Source organism: Sphingobium sp. BHU LFT2, from assembly GCF_018604485.1.
In the GTDB taxonomy this organism is placed as follows: Bacteria; Pseudomonadota; Alphaproteobacteria; order Sphingomonadales; family Sphingomonadaceae; genus Sphingobium; species Sphingobium yanoikuyae_A.
In genome coordinates this window covers 58360-73046 of sequence record NZ_JAFCGW010000006.1, presented here as the reverse complement: position 1 = coordinate 73046, position 14687 = coordinate 58360, and the positions used below count along the sequence as shown (strand labels likewise).

Annotated in this window: 12 protein-coding genes; 5 read left to right on the top strand and 7 right to left on the bottom strand. The window is 65.0% G+C overall.

The genetic code is table 11. The features are described from left to right. Positions 1-2 precede the first annotated feature (2 nt). Positions 3-1580 carry an EAL domain-containing protein gene (locus JQK15_RS13395; protein ID WP_214866046.1) on the bottom strand — a complete coding sequence of 526 codons (1578 nt, stop codon included), beginning with the start codon at positions 1578-1580 and terminating at the stop codon, positions 3-5. A gap of 129 nt (positions 1581-1709) precedes the next feature. After that, on the bottom strand, positions 1710-2639 hold the full coding sequence (locus JQK15_RS13390; protein WP_214866045.1) for an AEC family transporter: 930 nt from the start codon (positions 2637-2639) through the stop codon (positions 1710-1712). Between the two features lie 97 nt (positions 2640-2736). Between JQK15_RS13390 and JQK15_RS13385 the strand changes: the two genes are divergently transcribed. Beyond that, positions 2737-3612, top strand: coding sequence for a LysR family transcriptional regulator (locus JQK15_RS13385; RefSeq protein WP_214866044.1), 876 nt, complete (start codon positions 2737-2739; stop codon positions 3610-3612). Positions 3613-3797: 185 nt separating this feature from the next. On the opposite strand, the gene JQK15_RS13380 is transcribed toward JQK15_RS13385, so the two are convergent. Together JQK15_RS13380 and JQK15_RS13375 are read right to left on the bottom strand one after the other, a co-directional pair. Then, positions 3798-5579, bottom strand: coding sequence for a diguanylate cyclase (locus JQK15_RS13380; protein ID WP_214866185.1), 1782 nt, complete (start codon positions 5577-5579; stop codon positions 3798-3800). A gap of 166 nt (positions 5580-5745) precedes the next feature. Further along, positions 5746-6624 carry a metallophosphoesterase family protein gene (locus JQK15_RS13375; RefSeq protein ID WP_214866043.1) on the bottom strand — a complete coding sequence of 293 codons (879 nt, stop codon included), beginning with the start codon at positions 6622-6624 and terminating at the stop codon, positions 5746-5748. A 69-nt stretch (positions 6625-6693) separates the two neighbouring features. Here JQK15_RS13375 and JQK15_RS13370 point away from each other — a divergent pair, with 69 nt between their 5' ends. Beyond that, on the top strand, positions 6694-7587 hold the full coding sequence (locus tag JQK15_RS13370; protein ID WP_214866042.1) for a diacylglycerol/lipid kinase family protein: 894 nt from the start codon (positions 6694-6696) through the stop codon (positions 7585-7587). 223 nt (positions 7588-7810) lie between these two features. Here JQK15_RS13370 and JQK15_RS13365 read toward each other — a convergent pair whose 3' ends face one another. Beyond that, the gene (locus JQK15_RS13365; RefSeq protein ID WP_010337966.1) at positions 7811-8776 is read right to left on the bottom strand and encodes an acylglycerol kinase family protein; all 966 of its coding nucleotides are present in this window, start codon (positions 8774-8776) and stop codon (positions 7811-7813) included. Between the two features lie 7 nt (positions 8777-8783). After that, positions 8784-9278 (bottom strand): DUF2141 domain-containing protein, encoded by a 495-nt coding sequence (locus JQK15_RS13360; protein WP_010337967.1) that lies wholly within the window; start codon positions 9276-9278, stop codon positions 8784-8786. Positions 9279-9415: 137 nt separating this feature from the next. On the opposite strand from JQK15_RS13360, the gene lptF reads away from it, so the two are divergent. After that, on the top strand, positions 9416-10627 hold the full coding sequence (gene lptF, locus JQK15_RS13355; RefSeq protein WP_004211025.1) for an LPS export ABC transporter permease LptF: 1212 nt from the start codon (positions 9416-9418) through the stop codon (positions 10625-10627). Between the two features lie 4 nt (positions 10628-10631). Continuing rightward, complete coding sequence (lptG, locus tag JQK15_RS13350; protein WP_004211023.1) at positions 10632-11732, top strand: LPS export ABC transporter permease LptG; 1101 nt, start codon at positions 10632-10634, stop codon at positions 11730-11732. Between the two features lie 520 nt (positions 11733-12252). Here the strand turns inward: lptG and JQK15_RS13345 are convergent. Beyond that, entirely contained in the window at positions 12253-13320 is a 1068-nt protein-coding gene (locus JQK15_RS13345) for a fatty acid desaturase family protein (protein WP_214866041.1), read from the bottom strand. Positions 13321-13519: 199 nt separating this feature from the next. Here JQK15_RS13345 and JQK15_RS13340 point away from each other — a divergent pair, with 199 nt between their 5' ends. Further along, entirely contained in the window at positions 13520-14677 is a 1158-nt protein-coding gene (locus tag JQK15_RS13340; protein ID WP_159365488.1) for an N-acetyltransferase, read from the top strand. Positions 14678-14687 lie beyond the last annotated feature (10 nt).

The window sequence follows — 14687 nt, the reverse complement described above, 5'->3', positions numbered from 1 at the left end:
CGTCAGGCCGCGACGCTCAGGAAGCGGGATCGCTTGCCCCGGTTATAGTCGCGGTAGAAAGCCATGAACTCGTCCGCCGGCAGCGCCTTGGCATAATACCAGCCCTGCGCGAACTGGACGCCGGCCTTGCGGACATAGGCATCCTGTTCGCGCGTCTCCACCCCTTCGGCGATCAGGTTCAGCTTCAGCGCCCGCCCCATCCCGATGATATGGGGCGTGACCACGCTGGCCGCCGCATCCCGGCCGATCGCATCGATGAAGCATTTGTCGATCTTGAGCGCGTCGAGCGGCAATGTCTCCAGCAGCGACAGGCTGGAATAGCCGGTGCCGAAATCGTCGATCGCCATCAGATGCCCGGCATCGCGCGCGCGGGCGATGGTCGCGCGCGCCGTGTCCGGGTTGATCAGGCTGCGCTCGGTCACCTCCAGCCAGATCTGGCCCGGCGCGATGCCGGCCTTGGCTATCTCGCGCTCCAGCACGTCCAGGAAGCGGCCGCTTTCCAGGTCGCGCGCGGAAATGTTGATCGCCACATGCACCTGCTGCTCGGCCAGCAGCATGACGTGCAGGTCCGCTACCACCTGCTCGATCACATGGTCGGTAATGTCCAGGATCAGCCCGCTCTGTTCGGCCAGCGGGATGAACAGGTCGGGCGCTATCCATCGGCCATCGGGCCGCCGCCACCGCACCAGCGCCTCGGCGCCCACGCAATATCCGGTCGCCAGCTCGATCAGCGGCTGATAATGAACCTGGAACTCGCGCTTGCGGATGGCCAGCTTCAGTTCCTTTTCCGGCGACAGGCGCTGGCGTGACACCCACAGGATCAGCAGCATCAGGATCGCGGACGCCACCAGCCCAATCGGCAATAACAGGCGCATCTCGCTGCCCAGCTTCGCATCGATGGCGCTGCGGTCGGCAATGGCAAAGGCGGTCAGGTCGCCGCGCTGCACCGACGCATAGATGTCCGTATCGTCCATCCCGGTCATCGCCTGCCGGCTCAATTGTCCCACCAGCCCGTCATTGGCCCGCCCGGTAATGGCGATCAGCGTTCCCTGCCGCGTCGCGATGCCCAGGATCATGTGGCTGTCGGACAAGACATCGACCAGCCGCTGCGGCAGGATCAGCACATTATGGTCACGATAGCCCAGCACCATTACCTCGCGGGCATGGCTGATGCGCGGCTTCACATGCAGATGCAGCGCATAACCGCCCGCCAGCGTCGCCGAAGGCGTCCCGCGCGCGATGACAACATCCGCCGGCACCTTGCCCCAACCGGTGCAGGCCAGCTGATCGCCATCATAATGGCCCACTTCCTCCACTGCCCCGCTGTCGATCGCCAACTGGCGCATCCGCTCGATATGGCCGACGGAACAATCGCCCTTGCCGACCTGCGCCAGCACATCCTTGGCGTCGGTCAGGACCTGCTCGGCGCGCAGCAGCGTCCAGTTGGCATATTCCTGCATATGCGCGCGTTCGGCGGCGATCGCCCGCTCGCGCGAAAAATGGACGGTCAGTGCCAGTGGAATGACGATCGCCAATATCGCCAATATCAGGGCCAGAAAGATAATGATCCGTCGCCGCAAGTCCGGCCCCCATCTTCATTCGCCATCGGAGCAGCAAAACCTGCGCCCTCAGCAGAGCAAAGACGAGTATTTATTTTGTTAACGGCCTGTCCTTGCGCGCGAAAGCGCAACGCCCTGTCACCCTGATGCTCAGCGCAGGCTCAGATAGAGGGTGATGGTCACCAGCGAGGCGATGGTGGAGACCAGCACGACCCGCGCGGTGATACCCGCTTCCCGGCCATAGAATTCGGCGACCATGAACGGGCCGGTGCCTGTCGGCAGCGCCGCCATCAGCACCGCCGTCGCCGCCAGCGCCGGCTGCAGGCGGAAGACCAGCGCCAGCGCCCCGGTCAGCAGCGGCTGCGCCAGCAATTTCATGCCCACCAGAAAGCCAACCGCTCCCGCTGGCGGCGGCGCGCTCTCCCGCTTCTCGGCGATGAACAGGCCCAGCGCGACCAGCGCACAGGGCGATGCCGCACCGCCCAGCAGCGACAGGAACTTGTCGAGCGGCGCCGGCAGCGGAATGGCAAAGGCCAGGAACAGCCCACCGGCCAGCGGCGCCACCAGCAGCGGATTGGTCGCCAGCGACCGTGCGACCTTGGCCATCATATGCCCCGGCCGTCGCTCGCTCTGCACGCCGATCTCGATCAGGATCAGCGCCACGGCAAACAGCACACAGACGGTAATGATCGTCGCCACCAGGGTCGGCGCCAGCGATGCCGGCCCCAATATCGTCGCTGCCAGCGGAAAGCCGACGAAGCCGGTATTGGCATAGCCCGCGTTCAACCCGTCGACCGTCGCATCCGCCAGATGCCGCCCGCCGCGTCGCCGCAGCACCAGCGTCGCGGCAAAGCTCAGCCCCGCGCCGATGCCGAAGACGACGATGAAACCGGGTTGCCAGATGTCGCTCCACCGCGCCTTGGCAACGATGTCGAACAGCAGCGCCGGCAGCGCCAGCCACACCACGAAGCGATTGATCTCGCCGGTCGCATGCGGCCCCAGCACGCCACTCCTGCGGGCGATCCATCCCGCCCCGATCAGCGCGAAGATGGGCAGGACGATCAGCAGCACGGACAACATCGGACGGACTTTCGGGACAGCGGAAACAGCGCTCGCCTACGCCGCCCAATCGATGCATACCAATGCCATTACATGGAATGATTGATACTGATTCCGTATGATTGATATTCGCCAGCTCCGCTATTTCGTCGCCGTCGCCGAAACGCTGCATTTTGGCCGCGCGGCCGAACGGCTGCACGTCACCCAGCCGCCGCTCAGTCGTCAGGTGGCCGCGCTGGAACAGGAACTGGGCGTCCGCCTGATCGAGCGGCATTCGCGCCGCGCCGTGCTGACTCCCGCCGGCGCCCGCTTCCTGGAGGATGCCCGGCAGATCATCGCCGCGCTCGACCGCGCCTGTCGCGATGCCCGCGCCTGGCAGTCCGGCGATCTTGGCGAACTGACGATCGGCTTCATGATGCACGCCGCCTATAGCAGCGTGCCCCTGCTGACCCGCCGCTTCGCCACCGCCCATCCCGACGTGACGCTGCACCTGCGCGAAACGCTGCCGATGATGCTGGCCGACGGCGTGATGGAGGGGCGCTTCGACGCCGCCATCGGCTTCGATCCCGGCCCCCGGCGCGGCCTCGTCACCAGCCCGCTCTATCGCGAGCCGCTCGCCGCCGTCGTCCCGTCGGACCATCACCTGGCCAGCGCCAGCGCCCTCACCCCCGACCAGTTGGCCGGCGAACGCTTCATCCTCTCGCCCGCGGATGTGACGCCCATGCTGCGCCGCGCGATCCTGGGCTGGCTGGCCGCGCCGCCCGCCATATTGCTCGAAACCCAGTTGCAGCAGACGATCGTCAGCCTGGTGGGCGAAGGGCTGGGCGTCGCGATCGTGCCGGAATCGCTGCGCCGCCTCGCCATGACCAGCGTGCGCTTCGTGCCGCTGGTCGATGCGCCGATGGTCGAGCAACTGTTGATGGTCCGCCCCGACGCCCGCAATCCGGCGCTCACCCATCTGCGCGCGATCGCCGACAGCCTCCAGCCCGCATGAAACGGTCCGCTGTCCTACAGCGCGCCGAGCTGCCATGATCGCGCCCGGCTCTTTCTCAAATCAGGCAAGCAGGACGACGCAAGGAAATTTCCAACCATCGACATAAAATGTCGAAATGTGCGGGAAATATGCGAAGTTAAGCGGCGATTTTCCTATTTTCCGCCGCCCCTTTCAGGCCACCTCGGTCAGGCTGACAGCGCTTCCGCCCGTGCGTCCAGCACCACCCGGTTCCGCCCCTCGCGCTTGGCGCGATAGAGCGCGGCATCGGCCGCCTTGATCAGTGTCGAGCCGTCGCGCTCCATGCTCTCTTCCCAGGTGGCAACGCCGAAGGACATGGTCGTCGCCCCCAGCGTGCGGCCACCCTGGTTGACCATCAGCTCGCTGATCGCCTGGCGGACGATCTCGACCCGGTCGGCCAGCACCACGGCCGACGTGCCCGGCGCGATGATGGTGAACTCCTCGCCGCCAAAGCGGCAGACGACGTCGCCGTCGCGGAAGCGGCTGCGCATTTCCGTCGCGACCGCCTGCAACACCGCGTCGCCCGCCTCATGGCCGAACTCGTCGTTGAAGCGCTTGAAATGGTCGACGTCGCACATCACCAGGCTCAGCGGGCTGCCGGTGCGCGTCGCCCGCGCAATCTCCAGCGCCAGCGTCTCTTCCATGTAGCGGCGGTTGAACAGGCTGGTCAGCGGATCGCGGATCGTCTGTTCGCGCAGGCCGCGCTGCAGGCGATGGTTGACCAGGGCCGACGCGATATTCTCGGTCAGCACGGTCAGGCGGAACCGGTTTTCGGCCCCCACCACGCCGCGCAGATACAGCACGCCGATCACCTCGCCGCCCGCCAGCAACGGCTCGCAATGATAATGGTCCGCCTCGGCCCCGACATGGGCACAGACGATGTCCGACCCCTGCTCGGTCACATAATGGCTCTGTCCGCGCCGCAGCGCCCAGCACTGGTCGGGCGCAAAGCCCGCCTGCTCCACCTCCAGCCCGCCCCAGGCCGCGATCGGCACCAGCAGGTTGCGGGAATTATTATGGGCATAGAGGGCACCGGGAATATCGGGCAGCACGCGCGGCACGAACACCCGGATGATCGAGGCCAGTTCCTCGTCGGTGCGGGCCGCCTGCATCCGGTGGGCCATGCCGCCCAGCAGTTCGATCACCTCGCCCCGTTCGCGCAGCACCTGCGCATTGGCGCTCAGTTCCTGGTTGGCGACCTTCAGCCGCCCCTCGCTGTCCACCTGGTCGGCAACCGCCGCCTCCAGCTCGCGCGCCATTTCATTATAGCCGCCGGCCAGCCGCTCGAACTCGCTCGATCGCATCTCGACATCGATGCGCGCGCTGCGGTCGCCAGCGCCCAGCTTGCCCATCACCGTCATCATAGCCTCGACCGGACGGCGGATGCCGCGGATCAGCGCCACGCCCATGATGACGATGATCGCCACCGTCAGCGGCGTGCCCAGCAGCACCAGCCAGCGAATATAGTTGAGCCGCCGTTCCACCGCGCCCATGCGCTCGACCGACAGCGCGCGCTCCTCGGCCAGCAGATCGCCGACCCGCGCTTCGACCATCAGCATCAGATAGCGGCCGCGTCCGGTCGCGGTCGATGCCTGCGCCCCGGCAAAGTCGCCCGCGCGAGTCATGGCCGCCGACTTCTCCAGGCTCGCGGCCCGTTCCGTCACCAGCGCGCGCACCTGCTGCGCCCGTTCATTCTGCGGCGGATTGTCGGCAGTCAGGTTGACCAGCGCGGCCGCTTCATGCTTGGCGGCGGCGATCTCGGCCGCGACGGTCTCGCCAAATTCGGGATTGCGGGTCAGCACATAGCCGCGCTGCCCCGACTCCGCTTCCTGCAGATGGCCGAGCGTCCGGTTCGCGGTCTTGAGCACCTGTGAGGAATGGGTCACCCAACCCAGACTGCTGCGCATCTGCGCCGACCCGTCGAGCAACAGCCCGGCGAGCAGCACCATCACCACGCACAATATGCCGCACAGCACCACAATCCGATGGGACAATGATCCGACCAACTGACACTCCCTGGGTCCGCAAGCCCATCGCCTTTGGTCAATCGCTTCGCCGATGCAACATGAATCATTGTTTTTTAGGGAGAATTGCGACCGATCGAAGACTCCTGCCTCAGCCTGTCCCTTGTAGCACAGCCAGACTGCCAACCGTTGGCGGGTCAATCACGTCCCGTCCCGTCCATGCCTCGCCTTCCCGCACATAGTCGACATGGCTGGCCCGGCGAAAGGCGTTGCCGTCCCAGACGATCACCTGCAGTTCGATCGCATTGTTACGCCGGACATGCAGCCAGTTGAAGCTTTGCGGCTCGGCATTGCGCAGCCGGGTCGATGTCGCCGTCCCCGCCTGGATCACCAGCGCCCCGCCGCTATGCGCCACCATCTTCTGCGCGGCCTCCGCATAGGTGCGGTGGAAATGCCCGGCCAGCGCGACATGGACACCCGCCTCGCACGCCGCCTGCACCGCATCCTCATGCCGCCCCACCGCCTCGCTCAATTCTCCACCGCGGCCGATCGGCATGGCGAACAGCGGATGATGGGTCACCAGGATGCGGGTCTTGGCCGGCGCGACCTGCGCGAAACTCGCGCGCAGCCGGTCCATCTGGTCATGGTTGATCCGCCCGTCCTTGATCGTCAGCGACCGGGCGGTGTTGAGGCCCAGTATCGCGACCTCGTCATCCTCGTAAAAGGGACAGAGATCGCGGCTGATATAGCGCTTGTAGCGCGCCAGCGGCCGGGCGAAGCGTCGCACCACGTCGAACAGCGGCACGTCATGATTGCCGGGGATCACCAATATCTTCAGCCCCGCCGCGCGCAGGCGATTGAGCCAGGCCGCCGCCGCCCTGAACTGCTCCACCCGCGCACGCTGGGTCAGGTCGCCGCTGATGACGACCAGGTCGGGCCGGCGCTCCTCCAGCCAGGCGGTGGCGGCGTCGACGATGCGCGGATCATGCGCGCCGAAATGAATGTCGGACAGATGGGCGATGCGGGCCATCCCTCCCCAACGAATCCATCGCTATTCGTTTCCGATGGACCCGAATTGGTTGCGCGGTGTTATTGCGGCATGGAAACGAAAACGCTCCCCCGGCAGGCGATCCTGGTCATCAACGCCCATAGCCGACGCGGTCAGGACAATTTCAATCAGGCCAAGGAAAAACTCGAAGCCGCCGGCATCGAGCTGATCGCTGCCCATGCGGTCGACGATCCCGAACAGATGGCCGCCACCGTCCGTCAGGCGGTGGAAAGCGGCGCGCCGATGGTCATCGTCGGCGGCGGCGATGGCTCCATGTCGGGCACGGTCGACGAATTGGTCGGCAAACATTGCGTGTTCGGCGTGCTGCCGCTCGGCACCGCCAACAGCTTCGCCCGCACATTGGGCCTGCCGCTCGACCTTGACGGCGCGGTCCGCGCCATCGCCACCGGCCAGCGCCGCCGCGTGGATCTGGGCATGATCGATCGCGACTATTTCGTGAATGCCGCGTCCCTGGGCCTGTCGCCGATGATCGGCCAGACCGTGCCGCACAAGCTCAAACGCTATCTCGGGCGCATCGGCTATCTGCTATGGGCGGTCAAATGCTCGGTCGGCTTCCGCGCCTTCCGCCTGACCATCGACGATGGCGTGAAGGAACGGCGCCTGTGGTCGACCGAGGTGCGCATCCTCAACGGCCCCTATCATGGCGGAGTCGAACTGTCGGATCATGCCGCCGTCGATACCGGCGAGATCGTGATCCAGGCCGTCGTCGGCCGCTCCAAGCCGCGCCTCGCCTGGGACTGGTATGCCAAATTCTTCAAGCTGCGCGACCGCAATGCCCATACGGAGGAATTTCACGGCCGCCAGTTCAAGCTCGCCTGCCACCCGCCGCAGAAAATATCGATCGACGGCGAAGTGCTGGCAAAGACCCCGGTCACGGTAAAGATAGCCCCCGGTGCCGTCGATGTAGCGGTGCCGCAGGACTAGGGCGGCAAGGACAAGTCCAGATTGTCGGGAAGCGACCAAGAACCGCCCATCCCATCATCGTCACCCTGAACTTGTTTCAGGGTCCATTCCTCCCAATAGACCAATGGTTTGTTAGGCTTGATAGATGCTGAAACAAGTTCAGCATGACATTGATGGGATGGCCTTAAGCCACCCATCTCAACCATTCAGCGGGGCGCCGGATGCCCCCGGCGCTCGGCCGATCTCAGGCGGCCAGGCGCAGGAAGGGCACCGGTTCGGTCGAGCGCAGCAGGATCGGCTTGCCTTCCGACGCGCGGAAGATTTCGCCGTCCAGGATGACGCTGCTCTGCGCGCCCTCGATGCGGATCGTGTCGCCCTGCTCCAGATGGATGCCCTGCATCTGCTGCTTGCCCATCCGGCGGAAGACGCTGGCCCATACCAGGCGCAGCAGCGCCGAAACGCTCTGGTCGACCGCCATCAGCTTCATGTTGCCACGGCGGCTGTCACCCGGATCGACGCCCAGCAGCAGTCGCTCCAGCGTGGTCACGATCAGGACCGAAAAGCGCCCCGCCAACTGCCCCTCGCGCATCAGCGAGATGCTGACCGGGTGGCTGGATTGTGGCAGGAATCGGGCACGAATACCGAAAACCAGCGACGCCAGCACGGCGAGCGCGGTCAGGAAATGGCTGAATCCGTTGGACAGGCCCAGCGGATAGATCTTGTCCCGGCAATAGAGGATATAGTCGGCCAGGCCCGCACCGCCCAGGAACATGCCCAGCACCGGACGGGTCGTCTGCCCGTCGGTCAGCGCGATCAGTTCGCGCTGCACGACATGGTCGCCCAGCCCCGACTTGGCGATCTCGACGATCCGCTCCAGCGCCTTGATCGGATCGCCATGAATGCCCAGGTCCAGCGCGATCAGGTTGGTCTTGCCATTGGGCAGCACCGCGATCGGGGGCACCCGACCGCAGAAATGCTCGCCCTGATAGAGTTCGGTCAGCGCCGCCTGCACCGTCCCGTCGCCGCCATTGATGACGATGACGGCCGGATCGACCCGCGCAATCGTCTGAAGCGCGCGGCCGATCTGGTCGACATGCTCGACCTCATAATGGAAGATGTCCGGGTTGTTGGCACAAAAACTGCGCACGCGCGGCAGGGTCTGCCGGTTGCCCGTGGACTTGGGATTGGACAGGAGCGCGACGCGAACCATGACGACCTTACATATATTTGAGGTTGATGGTGATCCGGGTCACGCCCGGTCCAGCATAGAAGGCGGCCTTGTCGACCGACGGCTTGCCCAGATTGAAGATGTTGATCGACGGATTGTTCGAAAAGCCGCCGCCATCCCGCGAAATGTCGGTCTTGCCATTGCCGTCGCGGTCATGCCGCACGGCGATGCCATATTTGCCCGGCTCCGGGATCGGCATGCAGAATCGCATGCCGCCTTCGGACGGGCGGACCACGGTGTCGATCCGGTTCAGCCATTCGCCCTTGGTCAGCCAGCTCGCCTTGGTGGCGTGATAGGACTGCATGCGCACGCGGCCGGTCGCCTCGGCAAAGCCGCGCACATCGACCAGCACCGCCGGCCCCTTGGCCGACGCGGCGCAACGGGACAGATCGTTCGTGATTTCCTGACCATGGGCCAAGGCAGGCGTTGCGGCCAACAGAACCGCCACCGGCATCAGACCCATTGCAACTTTCAACATGACCATCAGACTCCTGGAAGCTATAGCCGCCCGATGTGATCGGACGGCGAGCCCCTGTTCGCCCCGCGACTCTTTTATTAGCTGACTCGCATATGGGCGGGGTTTGCGGCCAAAACATGGTGATGGGACGACGACATAGAGAAATGCTGACTGCCATCGACCGATATCTCGCCCGCCTGATCGCGCTGCCATTGCTTGGCACCCTGGTGATCGCCGCGATGCTGCTGGTGCTCGACAAGATGTTGAGCCTGTTCGATTTTGTCGCGGCCGAAGGCGGCCCCGTCAGCGTCGTGTGGCGCATGCTCGCCAACATGCTGCCCGAATATCTCTCGCTCGGCATTCCGATCGGGCTGATGCTCGGCATCCTGCTTGCCTTCCGCAAGCTTGCCACCTCGTCCGAACTCGACGTGATGCGCGCCGTCGGCCTCTCCTATGGCCGGCTGCTGCGCGTCCCCTACATGTTCGCCTTCGCCCTCGCCCTGCTCAACCTCGGCATTGTCGGCTGGGTCCAGCCCTTGTCCCGCCACGCCTATGAGGCGCTGCGCTTCGAACTGCGCTCGGGCGCGCTGGGCGCGTCGATCAAGGTCGGCGAGTTCACCAGCCTGGGCAAGCGCATGACCCTGCGGATCGAACGCAGCCTGGACGAAGGACGCAACCTGCGCGGCATCTTCGTCCGCGCCGTCGGCAAGGATGGCCAGTCGGTCGCGGTCACGGCGGCCCAGGGCGCCTTCCTCGCCACCGACGATCCCGACACCATCATCTTCCGCCTGCGCGACGGCGTGCTGGTGAACGATGCACCCAAATACAAGACGCCGCGCATCCTCTCCTTCTCCAGCCACGATCTGCCGATCGACCTGCCGCAGATCGAGAATTTCCGCGGCCGCGACGTCGACCGGGAAAAGACCCTGCCCGAACTCTTCTCGATGGGGCGTGATCCCGCCACGCCGACCAAGCTGCGCAACGAGGTCCGCTCCAACTTCCACTTCCGCATGGTCGAAGTGGTGATGATGATGCTGCTGCCGATGGCCGCGCTCGCCTTCGCGATCCCGCCCAAGCGCTCGACCTCGGCGCTCGGCGTGTTCCTCTCGATCGTCTTCATCGTCACCTATCACAAGATCAACCAATATGGCGAAAGCATCGGCTCGCTGGGCAAGATCGATCCGATCATCGCGCTATGGGGGCCGTTCCTGCTGGCGTCCGGACTGATCTTCTGGATGTATCATGTCATCGCCCACCGCCCCGGCGGACAGCCGATCGCGGCGCTGGAATATGCCTTCGCCAAGCTCGGCAAGCAGATCGGCCGCCTGCTGCGCTTCGTGACGCGGCGTGGCGAGCCGGCGCAAGGAGCAGCCTGACCCCATGCAGTTCGATTTCTTCCCCTCGCGCCAGGTCAGCTGGTACATGGTGCGGCTGTTCCTGACCCGCACGCTCGCCGTGCTGGCCATGCTGGTGGTCGTGCTCCAGATGCTCGACCTGCTCGGCAATTCGGGCGACATCCTCGCCTATCCGGGCAATGGCGATGCGCAGCTCTGGCATTATGTCGGCCTGCGCGCGCCCCAGATCGTGGCCCGCTTCCTGCCCTTCTCGGTGCTGCTCGGCACGCTCATCATGCTGGCGACGCTCAACCAGAATAGCGAGATCATCGCGATGAAGGCAGCGGGCCTCTCCGCCCAGCAGATCCTCGCCCCGCTGATCGCCGCCGCGCTCGGCGTCTCGGTCCTCAGCTACGCCTTCAACGAACGGATCGTCGCCCGCTCGACCGCGATGCTCAGCGCCTGGCAGGCGGTCGACTTCGGCCCGGTGCCCGCGGACAGCGGCATCAAGACCAATCCCTGGGTGCGTGACGGCAATAATCTCGTCACCGCGGCGATCGTCGCGGGCCATGGCCAGGACGTGCAACTGCGCAAGGTCGAGATCTTCAACCGCATCAACAACAGCCTCACCACCATCATCACCGCGCCCAAGGGCCATTATGACGCCGCCAGCAAGAGCTGGGTGCTGGAAGGCGCGCGCCAGTTCGACGTCGCCCGCGGCACGCTCCAGAATGTCGGCACCGTCCGCTTCGGCAGCGACATCCGTCCCGACCAGTTCACCCTGGCCAAGGTCGATCCCGACGCCCTGACCTTCAGCGAGTTGCAGGCGGCGATCGGCGACCTGCACGATGCCGGGCGACCGACCGCGGAACTGGAAGGCAGCCTGTGGCACAAGCTGTCCGGGCCGCTCTCGGCCGTGCTGATGCCAATCCTCGGCTCCGTCGCCGCCTTCGGCCTCGCCCGCTCGGGCCAGCTCTTCCTGCGCGCGGTGATGGGCATGGCGCTGGGCTTCGCCTATTTCGTCGCCGACAATTTCTCGCTCGCCATGGGCAATCTGGGCGCCTACCCCCCCATTCTCGCCGCCTGGGCGCCCTTCCTCCTCTTCCTGCTGCTCGGCGAGACGGTGCTATTCAGAACCGAGGAATAAGCGTGGTTAAGGGCTGGCAAATCCCGTCATGCCAGCGAAGGCTGGCATCTCAGGCATGCGAACGCCACATCAACGAATAGCGAGACGGCCGCCCCCCTTCTACCACCGCCAGAGCCCCCAGCCTTCGCTGGGGCGACGAAGTTGGGTGGGAACAAGACATTCCTCCCCGGTACGGGGAGGGGGACCACTCGCGCAGCGAGTGGTGGAGGGGCACAGGCCCAATAGCGCAGCACTAATAGGCTCCTGCCCCTCCGTCAGGCGCTCCGCGCCTGCCACCTCCCCGTGCCGGGGAGGAATGTCTGCTTCTGGTCGCTTCCCGCCATCCCCGGTGCGCAGTTTTCCCGCTCGGACATTCCCTGTTCTGGAAGCCAGGCCCTCCGCTTTGCCGGTTGGATCACGACCACCTGATCGCCGCAAAAGCGTCGCCCCACGGTCGCCTTGCAAACCGTCTCCCTCATCCGCTCACAAAAAAAGGCCGGTGTTTCCACCGGCCTTTTTTTCCTGTCCCGATCCACCGCGATCAGCGTGCGTGCATCGTGCTCCGGGCGATCTTGGCGACCAGCGGGAACATGCCGGTATAATTGCCCTGGCGATAGGGCGAGTCGATGTCGAGCGTCGCCATCAGTTGCCGATGCGCGGCCGCCAGATTATGATAGGGCACGCTCGGCAGCAGGTGATGCAACGCATGATAGCGCAGGCCGACCGGCGCCCACAGTTCCGGCAGCGTGCCCGGCGGCGGCACATTGACCGAATCCAGATATTGCGCCGTCACGGTCATCGCCTCGCCCTCATTCTCCCACAGATGGGCGACCAGGGTGCGCAGCTGGTTGATGACGGTCATCGCCGAATGGATCGCCATATAGACCAGCAAGGGCTTCCAGCCGAAGGCGAAGACACTGCCGACCAGCGCCAGCGCGAACAGGCAGGCGCCCGCTTCCTGCCAATGCCACATGCGGGCAAACTCACCCTCGGGCGCACGGCGGCGATAGGCGGGATTGATCGACAGCGCCGAAAACTCCGCCACCACCTTGTGCCGCAGCGGCGGGATGATCAGGCTGAGCGGCGTCAGCACGCCAAAGCGCAGGATCAGGCCGACCGGCGCCAGCGCGGCGACGACGATGAACAGGGGCAGCGACCAGGGCTTCATCAGCGCCAGCGGCAGATATTCCGGGTCTTCCGCCGTGCCATAGCGGGTGCGGGCATGATGCTGGGTATGCACGCCTTCATACAGGAAGGACGGGATCATCAGCGGAATGCCGACCAGCAGATTCCAGCCGAAGCGGAAGCCGGGCAGCGCGCCCTTGCGGATATGGGTCAGCTCATGGATGAAGCTGGCCGCGCGATAGAGCGCCATCATCGACAACAGGGCACAGCCGATCGCGATCGCCACATTCTGGGCCAGAATCGCGCCGGCCAGCGCGCCATAGCCGATCAGCGCCGACGCCAGCATATCCGGCCAGTAGATGGCCGGGTTCGCGGTCGACAGGGTGCGCGTCAGATCCGCGGCAGCGCGCAGCATCTTGTTATCGTCGGGTATAGCCGACCGCGTGCGCGACGCGGCGGCCAAAATGGGATCATGCACAGTCATGCTGCCTTCCCTACACTCCAAATGCGCTGCAATCGTGGCAGCAACGTGACATATTCACCCCGGTTGGGGGTGTGGGCCGGTACAGATGCGCCAGACGCGCATTTCCAGACCGACTCTTAACGCTCCTCCCCCGGCCCGAGATTGACATTCCGCAAACAAGCGCCGAACTGCTCGACACATTTCTTCAAGGGCCTGCGCCGTGGCATCAACCGATCTCCTCATCACCCCCGTTTCCTCCAAGGCCGATCTCAAGGCCTTTGTCGACCTGCCCTGGCGGCTCTACGCCAACGATCCCAATTGGGTGCCGCCGCTCAAGTCCGAAGTCTACGGCCTGCTGACGCCGGGCAAAAATCCCTTCTTCGACCATGCCGAGGCCCAATATTTCCTCGCCCGGCGCGGAAACAAGGTGGTCGGCCGCATTTCCGCGCATTTCGACAAACTGGCGCTGGCCCAGCCAGTCGAACAGGGCATGGGTCCGGGCACCGGCAATTTCGGCCTGTTCGAGGCGGAAGATGCCGAAACCGGCGCCGCCCTGATCGCCGCGGCCGAAGGCTGGCTCAAGGCCAAGGGCATGACCCGCGTGCTCGGCCCGATCTCGCTGTCGATCTGGGAAGAGCCCGGCCTGCTGATCCAAGGCCATGATCATCCGCCGACGGTGATGATGGGCCATAACAGCGCCGCCTATCAGCCGATGGTCGAAGGTGCCGGCTATCAGCCGGTCAAGCAGCTCAAGACCTATGAGCTGGACATCACCAAGAATTTCCCGCCGCTGATCGAGCGCATCGTCGCCTCCGGCGAGAAGAGTGCGCGCATCACCATCCGCAAGGTCGACAAGTCGAAATTCGATCAGGAAGCCGCGATCATCCTGGGCATCCTCAACGATGCCTGGGGCAAGAATTGGGGCTTCGTGCCGATCACCGACGCCGAAGTCGCCTTCACCGGCAAGAAACTCAAGCCGCTGGTGTTCGAGGATCTGATCATGATCGCCGAGCTGGAAGGCGAGCCGGTCGCCTTCATGATGACCCTGCCCGACCTTAACGAGGCGTTGAAGCCGCTCAACGGTTCGCTCCTCCCGTTCGGCTGGATCAAGCTGCTGCGCTGGCTGCGCAAGCCGCAGGTCCGCACCATGCGCGTGCCGCTGATGGGCGTGGTCCAGCGGCTGCAATCCACTCGCATGGCCAGCCAGCTCGCCTTCATGATGATCGAATATATCCGCCGCAACGCCCTGGCCCATTACAGCGCGACGCGGGGCGAGATCGGCTGGGTGCTGGACGATAATCAGGGCATGAACGCGATCGCCGACGCCATCGAATCCAGGGTCAACAAAATCTATCAGGTCTACGAAAAGACACTGTAAGGCGGCGGGT